The sequence below is a fragment of the Vibrio sp. 1CM8B genome, from assembly GCF_023161685.1.
GTDB classification, from domain to species: domain Bacteria; phylum Pseudomonadota; class Gammaproteobacteria; order Enterobacterales; family Vibrionaceae; genus Vibrio; species Vibrio coralliirubri.
Genome location: NZ_JALNTU010000003.1, coordinates 145,059 through 163,142 on the forward strand (window position 1 = coordinate 145,059; position 18,084 = coordinate 163,142).

18 protein-coding genes are annotated in these 18,084 nt (G+C 45.2%); 11 read left to right on the forward strand and 7 right to left on the reverse strand.

The window, feature by feature from the left end:
- Nucleotides 1–40: 40 nt before the first annotated feature.
- The 4 genes from MSG36_RS07135 to MSG36_RS07150 all read right to left on the reverse strand — a co-directional run bounded on the left by MSG36_RS07135 (nt 41) and on the right by MSG36_RS07150 (nt 5,115).
- The gene (locus tag MSG36_RS07135) at nt 41–1,648 is read right to left on the reverse strand and encodes a BCCT family transporter (protein ID WP_248366926.1); all 1,608 of its coding nucleotides are present in this window, start codon (nt 1,646–1,648) and stop codon (nt 41–43) included.
- Between the two features lie 229 nt (nt 1,649–1,877).
- On the reverse strand, nt 1,878–2,873 hold the full coding sequence (locus MSG36_RS07140; protein ID WP_048608578.1) for a membrane dipeptidase: 996 nt from the start codon (nt 2,871–2,873) through the stop codon (nt 1,878–1,880).
- A 183-nt stretch (nt 2,874–3,056) separates the two neighbouring features.
- On the reverse strand, nt 3,057–4,517 hold the full coding sequence (locus tag MSG36_RS07145) for an aldehyde dehydrogenase family protein (protein ID WP_048613379.1): 1,461 nt from the start codon (nt 4,515–4,517) through the stop codon (nt 3,057–3,059).
- Between the two features lie 199 nt (nt 4,518–4,716).
- On the reverse strand, nt 4,717–5,115 hold the full coding sequence (locus MSG36_RS07150) for a RidA family protein (RefSeq protein WP_004730412.1): 399 nt from the start codon (nt 5,113–5,115) through the stop codon (nt 4,717–4,719).
- A gap of 157 nt (nt 5,116–5,272) precedes the next feature.
- Between MSG36_RS07150 and MSG36_RS07155 the strand changes: the two genes are divergently transcribed.
- From MSG36_RS07155 to MSG36_RS07200, 10 genes are all read left to right on the forward strand, one after another.
- Nucleotides 5,273–6,157 (forward strand): LysR family transcriptional regulator, encoded by an 885-nt coding sequence (locus tag MSG36_RS07155; RefSeq protein ID WP_017060836.1) that lies wholly within the window; start codon nt 5,273–5,275, stop codon nt 6,155–6,157.
- 716 nt (nt 6,158–6,873) lie between these two features.
- Nucleotides 6,874–7,275, forward strand: a complete 402-nt coding sequence (locus MSG36_RS07160) for an ATP synthase subunit I (protein WP_048608582.1) — start codon at nt 6,874–6,876, stop codon at nt 7,273–7,275.
- 1 nt (nt 7,276) lies between these two features.
- Nucleotides 7,277–8,047 (forward strand): F0F1 ATP synthase subunit A, encoded by a 771-nt coding sequence (gene atpB / locus MSG36_RS07165; protein ID WP_048608583.1) that lies wholly within the window; start codon nt 7,277–7,279, stop codon nt 8,045–8,047.
- A 45-nt stretch (nt 8,048–8,092) separates the two neighbouring features.
- Nucleotides 8,093–8,329 carry a F0F1 ATP synthase subunit C gene (atpE, locus tag MSG36_RS07170; protein WP_004730405.1) on the forward strand — a complete coding sequence of 79 codons (237 nt, stop codon included), beginning with the start codon at nt 8,093–8,095 and terminating at the stop codon, nt 8,327–8,329.
- Between the two features lie 54 nt (nt 8,330–8,383).
- Entirely contained in the window at nt 8,384–8,854 is a 471-nt protein-coding gene (locus MSG36_RS07175; protein ID WP_017060839.1) for a F0F1 ATP synthase subunit B, read from the forward strand.
- An 11-nt stretch (nt 8,855–8,865) separates the two neighbouring features.
- A complete protein-coding gene (locus MSG36_RS07180; protein ID WP_248366929.1) occupies nt 8,866–9,417 on the forward strand; it encodes a F0F1 ATP synthase subunit delta in 552 nt (183 codons plus the stop codon).
- A 9-nt stretch (nt 9,418–9,426) separates the two neighbouring features.
- Nucleotides 9,427–10,968 (forward strand): F0F1 ATP synthase subunit alpha, encoded by a 1,542-nt coding sequence (atpA, locus tag MSG36_RS07185; protein ID WP_248366932.1) that lies wholly within the window; start codon nt 9,427–9,429, stop codon nt 10,966–10,968.
- Nucleotides 10,969–11,014: 46 nt separating this feature from the next.
- Nucleotides 11,015–11,884: a F0F1 ATP synthase subunit gamma gene (gene atpG / locus MSG36_RS07190; protein ID WP_122080835.1), complete on the forward strand. Its 870-nt coding sequence runs from the start codon at nt 11,015–11,017 to the stop codon at nt 11,882–11,884.
- Between the two features lie 44 nt (nt 11,885–11,928).
- Nucleotides 11,929–13,314 (forward strand): F0F1 ATP synthase subunit beta, encoded by a 1,386-nt coding sequence (atpD, locus tag MSG36_RS07195; protein WP_019820615.1) that lies wholly within the window; start codon nt 11,929–11,931, stop codon nt 13,312–13,314.
- A 14-nt stretch (nt 13,315–13,328) separates the two neighbouring features.
- Nucleotides 13,329–13,772 (forward strand): F0F1 ATP synthase subunit epsilon, encoded by a 444-nt coding sequence (locus tag MSG36_RS07200; protein WP_017060844.1) that lies wholly within the window; start codon nt 13,329–13,331, stop codon nt 13,770–13,772.
- 165 nt (nt 13,773–13,937) lie between these two features.
- Here the strand turns inward: MSG36_RS07200 and MSG36_RS07205 are convergent, their stop codons facing one another.
- Nucleotides 13,938–14,900 (reverse strand): nitrilase family protein, encoded by a 963-nt coding sequence (locus tag MSG36_RS07205; protein WP_248366935.1) that lies wholly within the window; start codon nt 14,898–14,900, stop codon nt 13,938–13,940.
- 106 nt (nt 14,901–15,006) lie between these two features.
- Between MSG36_RS07205 and MSG36_RS07210 the strand changes: the two genes are divergently transcribed.
- Nucleotides 15,007–15,891, forward strand: coding sequence for a LysR family transcriptional regulator (locus MSG36_RS07210; protein WP_248366938.1), 885 nt, complete (start codon nt 15,007–15,009; stop codon nt 15,889–15,891).
- A 153-nt stretch (nt 15,892–16,044) separates the two neighbouring features.
- Here the strand turns inward: MSG36_RS07210 and MSG36_RS07215 are convergent, their stop codons facing one another.
- Together MSG36_RS07215 and MSG36_RS07220 are read right to left on the reverse strand one after the other, a co-directional pair.
- The gene (locus tag MSG36_RS07215; protein WP_248366941.1) at nt 16,045–17,367 is read right to left on the reverse strand and encodes an ethylbenzene dehydrogenase-related protein; all 1,323 of its coding nucleotides are present in this window, start codon (nt 17,365–17,367) and stop codon (nt 16,045–16,047) included.
- Nucleotide 17,368: 1 nt separating this feature from the next.
- Nucleotides 17,369–17,893, reverse strand: coding sequence for a cytochrome b (locus tag MSG36_RS07220; protein WP_050649368.1), 525 nt, complete (start codon nt 17,891–17,893; stop codon nt 17,369–17,371).
- Between the last annotated feature and the right edge of the window lie 191 nt (nt 17,894–18,084).

Sequence of the window (18,084 nt, forward strand, 5' to 3'; positions counted from 1 at the left end):
TCTTGTTTTACAGAGCCCTTTTGTTTAAAAACCCTGCTCTCTAAAAACCTTGCTCTTTTGCCATCTTGATTGCGATTTGAGGCGCATTCCAAAGTGATGGCAGCAAGATTAAGGACACCGGTACCGCGGTAATAACAATGAAGGATTGCAGCGCCGAAATACCGCCAGAACCAAGGGAAATCAGAATTAACGCTGTTACCCCCATCATCACACCCCAGAAGGTACGAATAATTGCATTCGGTTCTGTCTCACCACTGATCACCACACTGATGGTGTAAGTCATTGAGTCACCGGTCGTTACGATGAAGATCGTGGTTAAGATCAAGAACAGAATTGAGATAAGCATTGGCATTGGTAGCTGCTGAGTTACCGCCAGTAGCGCACCTGGCAAGTTAAAGCCTTCAAACGCTTTACTTACACTGCCTGGATCTGCGATTTCGAACGCAAGACCAGAGCCGCCAACAATCGTGAACCAGAAGCACGTAACAAACGGTGCAATCAAGCTAATCGTTGATACCAATTGGCGAATACTACGACCGCGTGAAATACGTGCGATGAAGATTGCCATCATTGGGCCGTAACCTAAGAACCAACCCCAGAAGAATACTGTCCACCAGCTCAACCAACCTTCGTCACCGCGGTATGTTGCCATCGGGATGAAGTTATCAATCATGCTGCCCACACCTTGAATGTAGCCATTGAAGATGAAGTTCGTTGGGCCAAAGATAAGGATGTAAACCATCAGTGCCATAGCCAAAATTACGTTGTAACGGCTTAGCATTTGCATTCCGCGGTTAAGACCACTTAATGCCGACAGTGTGTAAAGCACGATAGCGAACAAGATGATGATCAGCTGTGTTGTGAAGCCATCTGGAATACCAAACAGTTCGTTCAGCGCGTAGCTCACTTGCAAGCCCAAGAAGCCGATCGGGCCGATGGTGCCCGCCGCTACAGCGACAATACAACATGCGTCAATCAGCGCGCCTGTATGGCCTTTCAGTGCTCTTTCACCTAATACAGGGTAAAGCAGAATACGAGGTTTAAGCGGTAAGCCTTTGTCGTAGTGAAGGTGCATAACCACGATAGACGTTAAGCTGCCCACAATTGCCCATGCTAGGAAGCCCCAGTGCATGAATGATTGTGATAACGCGTTTACTGCACCTTGCTGTGCGTTTTCTTGAGCGCCATATAACGGTGGTGGATTAACGTAGTGTGCGATAGGCTCTGCTGCCGCCCAAAATACACCGCCACCCGCAAGTAGCGTACAGAAGATGATAGCCATCCAACGGAAGCCATCCATTTCAGGTTTAGCAATACCACCAAGGATAACCTTGCCTGTTCGCCCTGCCGCCAGGCCAAGACCAATAAGAAAAGTCAGAAGAAGAAGCATTTGCCAATAAGGACCGAATACTTTTACCGACCAAGCAAAGCCTGTGTTTACTAGGCTTGATAACAGCTCGCCATCAAATAAAGCAAGCGTTACGAACAGAGCGATAAAACCGCCGCTGTACCATAGTGCTGGGTTGGTAAGTCCTAATTTGTCTGAAGTCGATTCAGACTGGTTTGTATTACTTTTTACATTGTTTGTTGTGTGTGCTTGACCCGCATTTACGTTTGAAGATTTCACGCTATTGGTTAAATCAGACATACTCTGACTCCAGAGGTTTCTTTGCAGCTGTCATTTGAATGATGACTACAAGGGTGTATTTAACACCCGCCCTATTATTTTTGTGTTGGGCAGGCTAATCCATGTTTGGGTTACCGCGTTGCGAAATAGACCGTTGTTCCTTTTAAATAATGAATTTGATTAAAGCAGCACTGACTAAATGAACGTTTGTTAGCAGACTGCCTATTAGATGATGACTAGCGAGAAACGCTTAACCCTTACTTTGCGGCTCTAGGCCATCTTTCAAGAAGTTAAACCAGTTTTCTCCCAAGACTTGCCCAGCTTCAGACTCACTGAAACCATGACGCATCAATCCGTTATAAATATTTTCCATGCCCGAACTACCACAGAACCAAGGCAGTGCATCTGGCCAACCTGAGTTGTTTGCAGAGCCTTCGCCGTAGTCCATTGCCTTCGACCAACGACCATTTCGCATCCACTCTAGAACCGCTTGAGGCTGGTTTAAGCATAGGTCACTGCCAATTCCTAGGTGTTCTACGCCAACCATGTCAGCCGTAGTCGCAACCATTTGGCAGAAGTCTTCCAAGGTACATTGGCTGCCGTTTGGTAGGTGGAATGGGTATAAGCTGAATCCGATTAAGCCACCGCGTGCGGTTAGGGCTTTAATCACATCGTTTGATTTGTTTCGTAGTGCATCATGAGCAAACGTTGGGTTCGCATGGCTGATACAAATAGGACGAGAAGACAGGTCAATCGCTTCAAGCGTTGAACGCTCGGCACTGTGAGACATATCGATGATCATGCCCACTCGGTTCATCTCTTCGATCGCTTGCTTACCGAAACGTGTGATACCGGTGTCGTTCTTCTCGTAACAACCCGTCGCCAACAAGCTCTGGTTGTTGTAAGTAAGCTGCATGATCAAAAGACCTTGCTTGCGCATCACTTCGATAAGACCAATCTCATCGTCGATTGGAGAACAGTTTTGAGCACCAAGGAAAATGCCGACTTTGCCGGTCGCTTTTGCAGTTTCAACATCCGCCATTGAATGAATTGGCATGATAATGTCTGCATTCTGCTCGAATCTTAAGTTCCACTCTGCAAAGCGAGATAAGGTTTCACGAGCTGTCTCGTGATAAACCGCGGTAGCGTGAACTGCTGTAATGCCGCTCGCCTTTAGTGTTTGGAAATATTCTCTGTTCCAATTGCAGTATTGCAATCCATCTATAACAATCCGTTGCTGGTACATAACCACTCCTATTGAAAGCTCAGTGTTCTAGCTCGGTTTTGAAAACACGCTCAAATAACATGTTTTCAAAAATGGGTTAAATCACGTCTCTAATTTCATTTGCTGTGTTGGGTTTGGGTGTTGGCCTGACTCTGTGAATCAGGCCACTTTTCATTAATAGAACGTCAATTAATAGAGAGCTAACTAGTAAGGACGCTGGTAAGCCGTCTTCACTACTGTGTAGAACTCTTTCGCGTATTGACCTTGCTCACGAGGACCGAAGCTAGACTCTTTACGGCCACCAAACGGTACGTGGTAATCGGTGCCTGCTGTTGGTAGGTTCACCATCACACAACCTGTTTGCGCTTGTTGCTTGAACATTGCGCTCGTACGTAAGCTTTGAGTAATGATGCCGCCCGTAAGACCAAAGCGAGTATCGTTGGTTGTCGCAATCGCTTCTTCTAGGTCAGCCACTCGAATCACGCTTGCCATTGGTGCAAACACTTCTTCTTGGTTCACTTCCCAATCGTTCTTCGTGTTCAAGAACAGCGTTGGAGACATGTAGAAACCTTCGTGTTTCATGCTCAAGCGTTCGCCACCGAATGCCAGCTCTCCGCCGCTTTGACGCGCTTTCTCAACCCAACCTAGGTTTGCTTCAAGTTGGTTGCCGTCAACTACCGGCCCCATGAACACGCCTTCTTCCAGTGCGTGACCGACTTTAAGCTCGCTCATACGTTTGATCAGTGCTTCAACGTATTGGTCGTGAATGCCATCCATAACCACTAAACGAGAAGAGGCTGTACATTTTTGACCTGCGCCAGAGAACGAACCTGCGATCGTTGCATCAACCGCAGTTTGGATATCAGCATCGTCAGCAACCACTAGTGCGTTCTTACTGCCCATCTCTAGTTGGCAACGAACGAAGTTTGGCGCTGTAGCAGCGGCAACCTTACGACCCGTATCAACCGAACCAGTAAAGCTCACACCGTTCACTTCTTTAGAGTTGATCAGTGCATCACCGACTGTTGAACCGCTACCCAGAACAAGGTTGAACGTGCCTGCTGGGATACCTTGGCGATGGATAATTTCAGTAAGCGCAACCGCACTTGCTGGTGTTAGGTTTGCTGGTTTCCAGATAACGCTGTTACCGAAAGCAAGCGCTGGAGCGATTTTCCAAGCTGCTGTTGCCGTCGGGAAGTTCCAAGGAGAGATGATGCCAATAACACCAACAGCTTCACGAGTCACTTCAACAGAAACGCCTGGGCGAACTGATTCTGCGTTGTCGCCAATTTGACGAAGCACTTCAGCCGCGAAGTATTGGAAGAACTGACCTGCACGGTAAATTTCGCCGCGACCTTCAGCAAAAGGCTTACCTTCTTCACGAGAAAGCAATGTGCCCAGCTCATCACAACGTGCAATCAGCTCATCACCAATTGCTTGAAGCACTGCTTGCTTACGTTCAATCGGCGTTTTTTCCCACTCTGGTTGAGCGTGCTTTGCCGCTGAAATCGCTTGTTGAACTTGTTCAGCACTTGCTTGTGCAAAGTTACCGATGTTTTCAGAAATATCTGATGGGTTAATGTTCGCTACGGTGCTTACACCCGCTTGCCATTCGCCGCCAATGTAAAGTGCGTTTTCTGCTTGAACATTCTGTAATTGAGTCATCATTCTGTCCTTGTAACGGTTAGGTTGCGGTTGAGTCTGGCAACCATCTGGTTAATTAATAAACTGTTAATATTCAGGTAATTAATTGCTAAAATAAGTCGTACATTTTGTATCTAAAGTGAACCCGATCGCTTGTATCAATAAACCGCTTTAATTCAAAAGAGTTTTGATCCGCAAATAGCCTTAGTTCACAGTCAAATTATTCAGGTTGAGACGCCGATGCATAAACCACGAACTCGACCAGCATCTCTTCTCTTGCTAACCCTGCAACGACGACCGCAGCACGGTTTGGATAAGGTGCATTGAAGTATTCTCCGTATACGCTGTTGACCGTTTTTAGGTATTCACGGTCTGTCACGTAAATCAGAACTTGCAGCACTGAATCCATAGATTCGCCTGCACACTCCAACGTATGAACAAGGTTGTTAAAAGTCTGACGCGTTTGCGCTTCAATACCGCCTTCTACTACTGCGCCAGTTTCATCAATTGGAATCTGCGCGGTGTATAGAGTGCCGTTATTAACGATTGCCCACTCTAGGGGTGCTTTTGAAGCGAAAAGCTCGGTTTTTACTGGGTGTTTTTTAGTTTGTGCGTTCACGATTCCATCCAACTTTGTAACAACTATGTTTCAAGATGGTTAAATACTGCACCTTGACGACTGATAAATCTAACGGTAAATTTTGTGCATTTGATAAATAAAATCTATCACCTTGCAAAAAGTAAGGTATAGCAAGGGCTAGAGAAGGATTCGCGCCATGAGTATCAAGCTACAACAGTTAAAACATTTTGTTTTGGTGGTCGAAGAAGGTGGATTTCGAGCGGCATCTCACCGTGCAAATCGATCGCAAGCGGCACTTTCAACTTCGATAAAAGAGCTGGAAAAAATACTCGGCCAACCTCTGTTTGAAACAGGCAACAAATCGACACTGACGCCTTTTGGTGAAATATGCTTGCCCAAGATCATTCAATTTCTGAATGTTTACAAAGCATTAGACAATGACTTACGCGCAGCGGCGGCAGGACAACAAGGAAGAGTTCGAATAGCGAGCGTGCCTTCGGTGGCCGCAAAACTAATCCCTAGTGTTTTAGGGGCTTTTTGTGAGCAGTACCCGAATGTAGAAGTGAGTTTGATTGATGATAATGCGGCAGGGGTAGAAGCAAGATTACTCTCTGGCGAGGTGGATGTTGCCCTCGGCAATAGCTCCCATTTAGAAGAAGAGAGCATCGACTTCACGCCTTTACTCTCCGATCCTATCGGCGTGGTGTGCCTCAAAGACAACCCTATTGCCTCTCAACGGGAAGGAATCGAATGGCAAACCTTGTTAAAGCAGCCCTTCATTCGTAACGGGACTTGCACCCTATTGGACCCAACACCTGCGCGAATGCTCAGCGAACAAGCCCTGTACTCAGTGGAGAACATTACCTCGCTATTTTCGGTGTTAGAGCTCGGGATAGGCGTGACCACGCTACCTAAGCTGGCTTTCCCAACCAATGAAACCCGCTTGGTGTGGATTCCGTTAATTGACCCACCCTTGCAACGACAAATCGGCATTTTTAGACTGTCTGATCGTACGATCTCGCCACAAGCACAGGCTTTCCATGACTTATGTATTCAATACCTCAGTTATGAAGAGTCATAAGAGAGCCTAGATTAAGTAAATTAGGCAGCGTTTTGCTGCCATTTACTTCCTCAAAACTCGGTGTTTCTTCGCCACACCATGCTTCTCATACACCCAGTCCCCCATTTCACTCCTATATCATCAACATTTAGGCGCTGAATTTTCACTCTCGCGCACGCAAATAGTGACAAGCTGACAACAATATAAAAAATATTCGCTTATTGATAAGGAGCGACGTACGTTTAATTTCCCAGACAAACCAGATCTTCCATCATTGCCTCAAGCAAGCTTAACCCGTGCCAAAATCACACATCGCAATTCAGCTTGTAAATGAACCTAAGTGTTTGAATAGTCTTAATTGATAAGATCATAATTTGATAATTTAGCTCGCTGCTCCCTTCTAAAAAGACCCTCTTTTTCACAAGGATAAAGCATCTTAAATATTCATGAATAAAGTGATAGAACTATTACTTTCATAAATGAAAAACACTCATTTCAAAAATGGAATTATTGATGTCAATATTTGTCGTTTTGATCACATAATTTTAGGCGTAATTTATATTTTGTCGAAACGATAGTGAATTAGCTTAATTCTTTTCATTTCGTCAGGAGATATAAAACCAGCAAGGGTTTTTCTTTAAAGCAAATCAAGTGTTATTAACAAGTGAAATGTAGTAACAAGTTAAATTTAAACTGTGTTTTATATTAACTTACACTGTTTAGCATAAGGTTTTATTATGAGGCTTAATGGGATTAGTAGCGACATCCTTGTTGCCGCTAAAAGAGTTGTTCTCTGCCAAATAGTATTAGCCATCGGTGTAGTTTTATATGAAGTGTTTTTTGGTAATAAAGTAGATATGGAATCATCAGCTTTGGGCATCGTAATTGCAATGTTGCCACCGCTGTTTGGATTTATATATGCAAGCCTAAAGGTGCGTAAGAATCCTAATTATAGTTTACGTGACTTAATGCAAATGAGTCGTGTCGTAAAAATAACATATACGTTTTTGATGTTTATCTTGGCGTTCCAATTCTTCAAATTGGATAACCCAGTAATATTATATGCGTACATCTTTACTATGGTTGGATACTTCTTAACACCGTTTATTACCGCCTCTAATAGATCGGAGTACGCGTAGTATGGATCAAGTAACTACCGCTCACGAATACATAGAGCATCACTTAACCTTCTTAACTACAGGTGATGGTTTCTGGGCGTTTAACATTGACTCGATGTTGGTATCTTGGATTACAGGTTTACTTTTCATCGGTGCATTTCGCTATGTGGCCACTCGTGGCACTAGCGGCGTTCCAGGTCGTTTTCAATGTTTTATCGAGCTTGTCTTTGACTTTGTTAATAATCTCGTCAAAGAGATTTTTCAAGCGGAAGATAAATTAATAGGGCCACTGGCATTAACCACTTTTGTTTGGGTGTTGTTAATGAATGCAGTCGACCTATTACCCATTGATTTAATCCCGGGGTTAACTCGAGCTGTGGGTCTAGAGCACTTTAGAGACCTACCAACAGCAGACGTAAATATACCAATGTCGATGGCACTCGGTGTGTTTATTTTATTGTTAACTTATACGTTTAAAAATAAAGGTTTGAAAGGCTTTATCAAAGAGCTAACTACTCAGCCATTTGATAACCCTCTTTTATATCCTGTTAACTTAGTTCTTGAATTAATAACATTAATTTCAAAGCCAATATCACTAGGCTTACGATTATTCGGAAATATGTATGCAGGCGAGATGATATTCATCCTTATTGCACTAATGCCTTGGTGGATGCAGTGGGCACTGAGTGTACCTTGGGCCTTATTCCACATATTAATCGTATTCTTACAAGCATTTATATTTATGGTACTGACCGTTGTTTATTTAGGAATGGCAACAGAAGAACACCACTAATTAATAACTAAAAAATTAACTAACAAATTATTTTCGGAGATACAAATGGATATCGTAAGCGCAGTTTTATATGTAGCAGGTGCATTACTGATCGGTTTAGGTGCAGCAGGTGCAGCATCTGGTATTGGTAACTTAGCAGGTAAATACCTTGAAGGTGTTGCGCGTCAACCAGACCTTACTCCAATGCTTCGTACTCAATTCTTCATCATGATGGGTCTTGTGGATGCGGTACCGATGATCGGTGTTGGTATCGGTCTATACATCATCTTCGCCGTGGCTTAATCAAACCGCTTTGAAAGATCGATTTATACATAATCAAGATTTAGTGAGGAAGGTATGAACTTAAATGCAAGCATGTTTGGACAAGCAATCTCATTCGTGATTTTTGTTTGGCTCTGCATGAAATATGTATGGCCCCCTCTCACCGCGATGTTAGACGAGCGCCAAAAAGAAATCGCTGATGGTTTACGCCACTCAGAGAACGCTGCGAAAGAGCTAGAACTAGCAAAATCAAATGGCGCGCAACTCATCGAAGATGCAAGAAAAGATGTGACTGAACTGGTTGAACAAGGCCGAAAACGCCGTAATGAAATCATCAGCTTAGCGCAACAAGAAGCCGAGCAAGAAAAGGCACGCATCTTAGAACAAGGTAGAGCTGAGCTAGAAGGCGAACGCCAAAAGATACGTCGTGAACTTCAGGCGGATATGGCAGACGCAGTGATTCAAAGTGCACAGAAACTGATTAGCAAAAACCTAGATTCCGCAACGAACCGAGCGCTAGTTGACCAAATGATTAGCGAACTCTAAGGAGAGGCAATATGTCAGATTACACCAATATTGCTCATCCCTACGCCAAAGCATCGTTTGAATTTGCTTTAGGTGAAAACCAGTTACAAGAGTGGCACTCAATGCTGTCCATTCTTGTGGCTGTCGCGGAAGAAGAAACGATCGCTAGTCAGATTTCTTCAGCAGAAGGTGCTTCTACACACCAAACAGAAGAGCTGGCAAGCCTCATCATTCATATTTGCCAAGGACTCGTTGATGACCACGTCATTAATCTTATTCGAGTCTTGGCCGAGAACGGCCGCCTTTCTGTTGTAAGAGACCTGTTTGAATTGTTCTGCGAGCTAAAGGACGAACATGAACGTGTGGTGCCTGTCACTGTCACCAGTTCCGAAATGCTGACACAGGATCAAGTTACGTCATTAACAGCTGCACTTGAGAAGAAATTAGAGCGTCAGGTTGAAATGAAGCAGGTTATTGATGACACGTTAGTGGGTGGAATGGTCATCAAGGCGGGTGAAACCGTTATCGATGGTTCTTTAAACACATCAATTGACCGATTGGCTCATCAACTTCACGCGAGATAGGTAACAATTATGCAATTAAATTCAAATGAAATCAGCGATCTAATCAAAGAACGCATCTCGAAATTTAATGTGAGCACCGAGGCTCGCAACGAAGGCACTATCGTATCGGTTCGTGATGGCATCATCACAATCAATGGCCTTGCTGATGTTATGCAAGGCGAGATGATTGAGCTACCAGGTGGTAAATACGCACTCGCACTTAACCTCGATACCCACTCAGTAGGTGCGGTGGTTATGGGCCCCTACACTGACCTCTCTGAAGGTATGAAAGTGAAAGGGACAGGTCGTATCTTGGAAGTACCCGTCGGTAACGGACTTCTTGGCCGTGTAGTAAACACATTAGGCGAACCAATCGATGGCAAAGGCCCAGTAAGTTGTGACCGACTCGACCCTGTAGAAGTGATTGCACCCGGTGTAATCGAACGTAAGTCTGTTGATCAACCTATTCAAACTGGCTACAAAGCGGTTGATACCATGGTGCCAATCGGTCGTGGTCAACGTGAACTTATCATCGGTGACCGTCAGACGGGTAAAACAGCGTTAGCTATCGATGCGATCATCAATCAGAAAGATTCTGGCATCAAATGTGTGTATGTAGCGATTGGCCAAAAAGCCTCCACTATCGCTAACGTGGTTCGTAAACTCGAAGACCACGATGCGCTAAAAAACACCATCGTAGTCGTGGCATCAGCATCAGAGTCTGCAGCGCTTCAATACCTAGCACCTTATGCGGGTTGCACCATGGGTGAATACTTCCGTGACCGCGGTGAAGATGCGCTGATCATCTATGATGACCTATCAAAACAAGCCGTTGCTTACCGTCAAATCTCATTGCTATTGAAACGCCCACCGGGTCGTGAAGCCTTCCCTGGCGACGTATTCTACCTTCACTCACGCCTACTAGAACGTGCAGCACGAGTGAATGCAGAGTATGTAGAGAAGTTCACTAACGGTGAAGTGAAAGGCCAAACAGGCTCATTAACGGCGCTTCCGATCATTGAAACTCAAGCGGGTGACGTATCAGCGTTTGTACCAACCAACGTAATCTCAATCACCGATGGTCAGGTTTTCCTTCAAACCCAATTGTTTAACTCAGGCTTACGTCCTGCAGTAGACCCAGGTATCTCGGTATCTCGTGTGGGTGGTGCGGCGCAATGCAAGATCATCAAGAAACTGTCTGGTGGTATCCGTACTTCATTAGCTCAATATCGCGAGCTGGCGGCCTTTGCTCAATTCTCTTCTGACTTAGATGAAATGACGCGCAAACAGCTAGACCATGGTGAGCGTGTTACCGAACTAATGAAGCAAAAACAATACTCTCCAATGTCAGTCGCTGAGCAAGCAACGGTTATCTACGCGGCAGAGAAAGGCTACTTGGTCGGTGTTGAGCTAAGCAACATTGCCCGTTTTGAAGAAGCGCTGATTGCTTACGCCAAAGGTCAAAACCCTGCGTTGTTCGAAAAAATCAACGCAACAGGCGATTACAACGACGAAATCGATGGCGCTCTTAAAGAGATCCTAGAAGGTTTTGTTGGGATGAAAGCTTGGTAAGTGCTCCGGTTTGTTAGCTGGAAATCAAAACAAATAGGAGCAGATTATGGCAAGTACTAAAGAAATTCGCACCAAGATAGCCAGTGTTAGTAACACTCAGAAAATCACTAGCGCAATGGAAATGGTTGCAGCAAGTAAGATGCGCAAGGTTCAAGACAACATGACGCTAACTCGCCCCTACGCCGAGAACATGCGAAAAGTTATCTCTCATGTTGCATCGGGTTCGCTGGAATACCAGCACCCTTACCTGCAACAGCGTGAACCTAAGCGTGTCGCTTACATCATTATCTCGTCCGATAGAGGCTTGTGTGGCGGCTTGAACTCAAACTTGTTCAAGAAAGTGTTAGAAGAAATGGAGCAATGGCGCACCAGGGGAGTCGAGGTAGAAACAACCTTAGTGGGATCTAAGGCTATCTCGTTCTTCCAACGCGGCGGCAACGTTATTGCACAAACGTCAGGTCTTGGCGATACCCCTAAGTTAGAAGACATCTTAGGTACGGTGAACGCGATGCTGGGGCATTACGACGAAGGCAAGATCGATAGCTTGTATCTCGTTTACAACCAGTTCGTCAACACCATGGTTCAAGCGCCAACGACCTTGCAGTTGCTCCCCCACCCTTCAGATTCTGAGGAAGGTGGTGAGCCTAAAAAAGCGCGTCGTTGGGACTACATCTATGAGCAAGCACCCAAAGACATACTCTCAGAACTGTTACATCGATACATCGAATCGCAAGTGTATCAAGGCATTGTTGAGAGCATTGCCTGTGAGCAAGCAGCCCGAATGGTCGCAATGAAAGCGGCGACTGATAACGCAGGCCAACTCATTGATGACTTGCAGTTGGTCTACAACAAGGCGCGTCAGGCTGCCATTACCCAAGAGCTGAGTGAAATAGTCTCAGGTGCCCAAGCTGTCTAGGGCTAGAAAAGACTGGGTCAAGAACAGAGTTTGAGGATTTAAGAATGAGTGTTGGAAAAATAGTTAAAGTAATCGGCGCGGTGGTTGACGTCGAGTTCAGCGGCGGCAACAGCCCACGCGTTTATGATGCATTGAAAGTGACTAGCGACGAAGCAAGTTCGTTAGTATTGGAAGTACAGCAACAATTGGGTAGCAATATCGTTCGTTGTATTGCAATGGGTACTTCAGATGGCTTACGTCGTGGCCTAACGGTTGAAAATACAGGCTCTCCAATCACGGTTCCTGTGGGTGAAGAAACGCTAGGCCGTATCATGAACGTGCTTGGTCAACCTATCGATGAGTGTGGTGAAATCGGTCAGAAAGAAAACTACGAGATTCACCGTGAAGCCCCTTCTTATGAAGAACAAGCAAACAGCACTGAGCTTCTAGAAACAGGCGTTAAGGTTATCGACCTTATTTGTCCATTCGCTAAGGGTGGTAAAATTGGTCTGTTCGGTGGTGCTGGCGTAGGTAAAACCGTCAACATGATGGAGCTTATCAACAACATCGCCAAAGCCCACTCAGGTCTTTCTGTATTTACCGGTGTAGGTGAGCGTACTCGTGAAGGTAACGACTTCTACTACGAGATGAAAGAAGCGGGTGTACTAGACAAAGTAGCCATGGTTTATGGCCAAATGAACGAGCCACCGGGAAACCGTCTACGTGTAGCACTTACAGGTCTGACTATGGCTGAGCGCTTCCGTGATGAAGGTCGTGACGTACTGTTGTTCATTGATAACATTTACCGTTACACGCTTGCCGGGACTGAAGTATCAGCTCTGCTAGGTCGTATGCCTTCAGCAGTAGGTTACCAACCAACACTGGCTGAAGAGATGGGTGTGCTTCAAGAGCGTATCACTTCGACTAGACAAGGCTCTATCACGTCTATCCAAGCGGTATACGTACCTGCGGATGACTTGACCGATCCATCACCAGCAACAACCTTTGCTCACTTAGATGCGACCGTTGTACTGTCTCGTAATATCGCGGCATTGGGCCTCTACCCTGCGATTGATCCATTGGATTCAACCTCTCGCCAGTTGGACCCGCTTGTGGTTGGCCAAGAGCATTACGACATCGCGCAAAAAGTACAAACAACGCTGCAACGCTACAAAGAGCTAAAAGACATCATCGCGATTCTTGGTATGGATGAGCTGTCTACTGAAGACAAACAGACCGTATCTCGCGCTCGTAAGATTGAACGTTTCTTAACTCAGCCTTACCACGTAGCCGAAGTGTTTACCGGTCAGAAAGGTGTCTTTGTACCGCTAAGCGAAACACTAAGAGGCTTTAAAGGTCTGTTAAGCGGTGAATATGACGATATCCCAGAGCAAGCGTTCTTGTACTGTGGCTCTATCGACGAAGTGCTTAACAAAGCAAAATCACTCTAAGAGGTAGGTGCACCATGGCTATCGGAATTACAGATAATACATTTCAACTTAATATTGTAAGTGCGGAAGGTACGCTGTTTTCAGGTCCAGCGTATGCCCTAGCCGTTTCTGGCGCTGATGGTGAACTGGGGATTCGCCCCGGTCACTCCCCGCTTCTCAGTAAGATCAAACCGGGCGTAACCGTGTTTGTGACAGACCCTAAATCAGAAGGCCAAGTGTTGTATGTTTCTGGTGGGATGCTGGAAGTTCAGCCGGATGTGGTAACGCTGTTAGCCGACACGGCCTTGCATGGTAAAGACATTGACCGCGCTCGCGCAGAAGAAGCAAAATATGCGGCTCTAGAGAACATCAACAAGGGCAACATAGACATTAACTTTGCACAAGCTCAGCTAGAATTGGCGAAAGCCGTTGCTCAGTTACGAGCATCAGAACTAACTTCTTCTCACACAAGACACTGAGAATAGAACTTAGATGCTTATTGCTTAGTGCTTGATGTGTAAATAGTCTATCCACTTAAACATGATTTAAGTGGGTAGACTACATCAGAAACCCTCCTCCTCTCTTTCAACCTCCCCTTCCTTTCAACTGCCCTAATACATCCTTTATCACCTGCGCTTACAACATTACTTCTCTGCAAAGCGCGCTTGGTGTGGATCCAGTTCATGACCTAACGGCTGCGTCAGTGAATGGTACAGTTCAGGCTTACGACCACGAATCCAGCGCCTGCCAGTACACATATCCAACTCTTCGGCTTTTAGCTCTGCAATCACCATATCGTTATCAACGCTATCAGTCTCGGTGATGATTTCACCATAAGGGCTCAAAATCATCGCATTACCGGTTCTCACTTCATCCATATCAACGCCGACACCATTACTGAACACCACAAACAAACCGTTATCGTGCGCTCTTGCAGGCAACCAACGCATTAGCCACTCGCGACCATTTTTACCCTGCATTTCAGCACGAATCGCTTCTGGGTTTTCATCTCGGTTAAACCATAAATCTGGGTCAATTCGCTTCATCGCATTGGGGCTACGTGACTGACAACCGCCCGTTTGGTGTGGTGCAATCAATATATCAGCCCCTTTCAAAGCAGTGATTCGGACGTTCTCGACCAAGTTGTTATCCCAACAAATCAAGATACCGACTTTGCAACCATGAGGCGTATCGAACACCGTGTATTGGTCGCCGCTGCTCATATGAGGGCTCACAAAGGTGTGCAGTTTGCGGTGCTTTTGTACCTCACCATTAGGCATGGCGAATACGTAGGTGTTGTATAATTCGCAATCCACACCCTTCTCTATCAAACCAGCCCCAACACTGATTCCAAACTTTGTTGCCAGTGCAATCAGCTTTTGAGTCGATTCACCACTCGGCACAGGTTCCGCTAGTGCTTGTATCTCGTCTCGCGACAAAGCAGACACATGCCAGTAGCCAGTGATGCACATCTCTGGGAAACTGATGATCTCCACACCACTCTCCGAAGCTTGTCGAACATATTCTTCTATCACAGATAGGTTATACGCCTTGTCACCTGCATGGTGGTTGAATTGAACCGACGCTACTTTAATATCTCTCTTCATGATTTGTCCTCAAACTTCGCTTTTTCTGATTTGCTCTGGACTCAGTATAAAAAATCGATTCAATTCCATATAATGAAAGATATTCTTAGTTCAATGAGCATTTGGAATGGAATTTGATTTACTGAAGGCATTTTGTCAGTTAGCTAAATCGGGCAATTATCGTCTGGCATCAGAGCAGCTCTACATCACTCAGTCAGCTCTTACCAAAAAGATTCAACGACTTGAATCCAACATTGGGACGAGTCTATTCTCTCGTGGCAGAAATGGCGCCGAACTGACGCACGCAGGAAAAACATTACTGACAGAAGCCCAACGTTTGGTTCATTCAATGCAGGCGTTTGAGCAGCTTTCAGGCTCTGTGGTGAAAGGAACTCAGGGACATTTGAACATAGGCTTTGGCGTGTCCCTTTATCATGAAGCGCCCAAGCTGATTGCGGCTTATAAACAGCAATACCCAGACGTTCATGTCACTTTAAATGACACACCGTCTAAGCAGCAGACCGACGGGTTATTGAGCCATGATCTCGATATCAGCTTCAATCGGATACCTAACTCTTTGGGTTTAGAAAGTCTAACCCTATTCAATGATTCGCTTGTGATTGCGGTACACAAAGACCTTCTCAAACAAGCGCCAGGTAACGATCAGGTTCTCTCTAAGTTATCGAAATGGCCTTATTTAAAGCTCGCCCAACATCGCGGCCCCGGATTAGACAGACAGATTCAACAATATTGTCTTGCCAATAAAATCGACTTATCTAAGACACAAGAAGCCGACGACATTCTGACTCTGCTTGCCTTGGTTTCTGCCAATATCGGTTTCACTATTGTTCCCAGCAGTGCGCAGTACATTAGTAACACTGATGTGGAATTCATTGCGTTAGAAGGTGAACACGCGACTTGGCCTGTCGGGTTGATCTGGAATGGAGAGAGTGAAAACCCACTCAGGGATAGGTTTGTACAGTTTGTGGCTGATCAAGCTAAGCAAACATAAAGCCAAAGAGACAAGTAGAGCAAAAGTTAGGGCAGCAGTTGGTTGAGTTAAAACAGCAGTTAGTTGAATTTGAAAAAAGGCTCTTGTTGATTATACGAATCGCACACCAACCAAGAGCCTAAGATTGTTTCTCACATCAAGTTAAGTTACTCGTTACTTAATAGGCAACGCAATAAACCTGCCCTCGGAACCTTCCCCAATACCAACCGTAAATGGGAATGCGACATAGTGGAAACGTGTTGTTGTTTCGCCATCGTGAATCGCGATGTTCATGTCATAAGTGCCGCCAATTTCCATGATTTTATCATCTTCGGGGTGGCCAGTGTTCAACTTACGTTTGAAGATAACCGTGTATTTTCCATCTTCCCATGAAGAGAATACTTGGTTGTTATCCCCCGCAGAGCCTGCGCCCTCTCGGTTTAATCGACCTTGAAGATATTGGCCTTCTTCAATTTTACTTGCATCGTAAGGCATCACGTTAACGCCTTCGACCATTGCAATCTTCTTGTTGAGGTCGTTGAAGTCTTCTTTATTCAACGCGTAGAAACCGGTTACCGACTTATCGTACATGTACCTAGGCAGGCCTGTTTTCCTATCGAAGTTCCAAGTAAATACAGTGGTGCCTTTATCGTTCAAACGATACTCAAACACATAACCATCATCAGCACTGTTGGTGGGTGCAGAACGCGTCGAACGCCATTGCATCAAATCAACAAACTGCCCTTCAGCTTTCAGCTTATCAATTTCTTCTTGTGGCTTCACTTTGTCCCAGTTTACGCCGTAACGCTCAGTGCGAGACTCAGGAAGGTACTTACGAATATCTTTCTGATCTAAGCCAAACGCGCCAACCACATCCAATGCTTGAACATCTCTCGCTGTTGCTTGGCCGATATCACGCGCACCACGGTGACAAGACATCCAACACCCTTGCTCACGGAACTGCAATACTGAGCCATCGTCAATCATCAACGAGAAGCGGTCTTCATAGATGGGAGTGTAAGGGTTTTTGCCTCGGTCACCGCCAATGATTGTCCATTTGCCTTCTTGGAAAAGAAGCGTGTCGTGTAAGCGTGCTGGGAAAGGCGATTCCGTTTCCCACGTTCCTTTCACATAAAGATGTTCATCATCGTGTGCAAACTGGAACTCGGCAGGAATCGAGCCTTTCTTATCTGGGAAGTTACCTAGCCTGTCATCTTGCACCAACATTTCACCAAGGCCTTCTTCCTCCCCTTGGTGGCAGCTCGAACAGGTTTTGGTTTCAAAGCCTTTTTTGAGCGTGCCTTTATGCGCTGGTGAATTGATCCAATCGAAGGTCACTTTACCCGGGAAAAACATGGTTTTCTCAACCACAGGAATGTCGCTCCAATCGACGTCTAATTCCGTGTCATAGATACTCATATTGTAAGCATTGGCACTCAAAGACAGACCACTCAACGCAGCAAGTAAAACGCTATTTCTTATAGAGAACTTTGTCATATTATTTCTTCCCCATCATTCGGCTAAGGGTTTCATCTTTAAGGATAAAGTGGTGATAAAGCGCTGCACCAACGTGCATAGCGACCAGCAGGTAACAGATGATTTCTAAGAAAGAGTGGAGACCAGAAGCAAAATCGATCAAACCTGAATTACGCTCCACAAGGCCAGGAATGGTGAATAAACCGAACACAACGGTATCTTTGGCTTTTGCCATCGCGATAAGCAGGCCAGATAACGGCATTAGAATCAAAATGCCATACAAGGCTAAGTGAGCCATGTGTGCCATAAATTTTTCGAACTTAGTACCAAGCGCGTTCGGCTTTCCCGCCCAGTTCATCCAAACAATACGAGCCAAATACAGCACAATAACCAACATGCCCAAAGATTGGTGAACACCAAAAGCAAATGAATCAGGGTCTGGCGCAAACAGCATGATCAACAGCGCACCGATAAATGCAACGGCGGAGACGATGTGTATAAACTTACTGACAGGACTGAAATGCTCGGTAGGGACAAATACCTTCATAATTAATTCCTAAGTGTATCGTTAATAAAGAGAAAATTTTATTGATATGATTTTTATTATCCTCAGCAGCCAATACCACCAAAGTATTAGTATTATATTTTCGACTCACACACGTGACTTTTGATGACGGTCAATTTCCTTTCCGGACAGACGTTAATCGCCAACAAACCTTTGAAATAGCTTAATATATT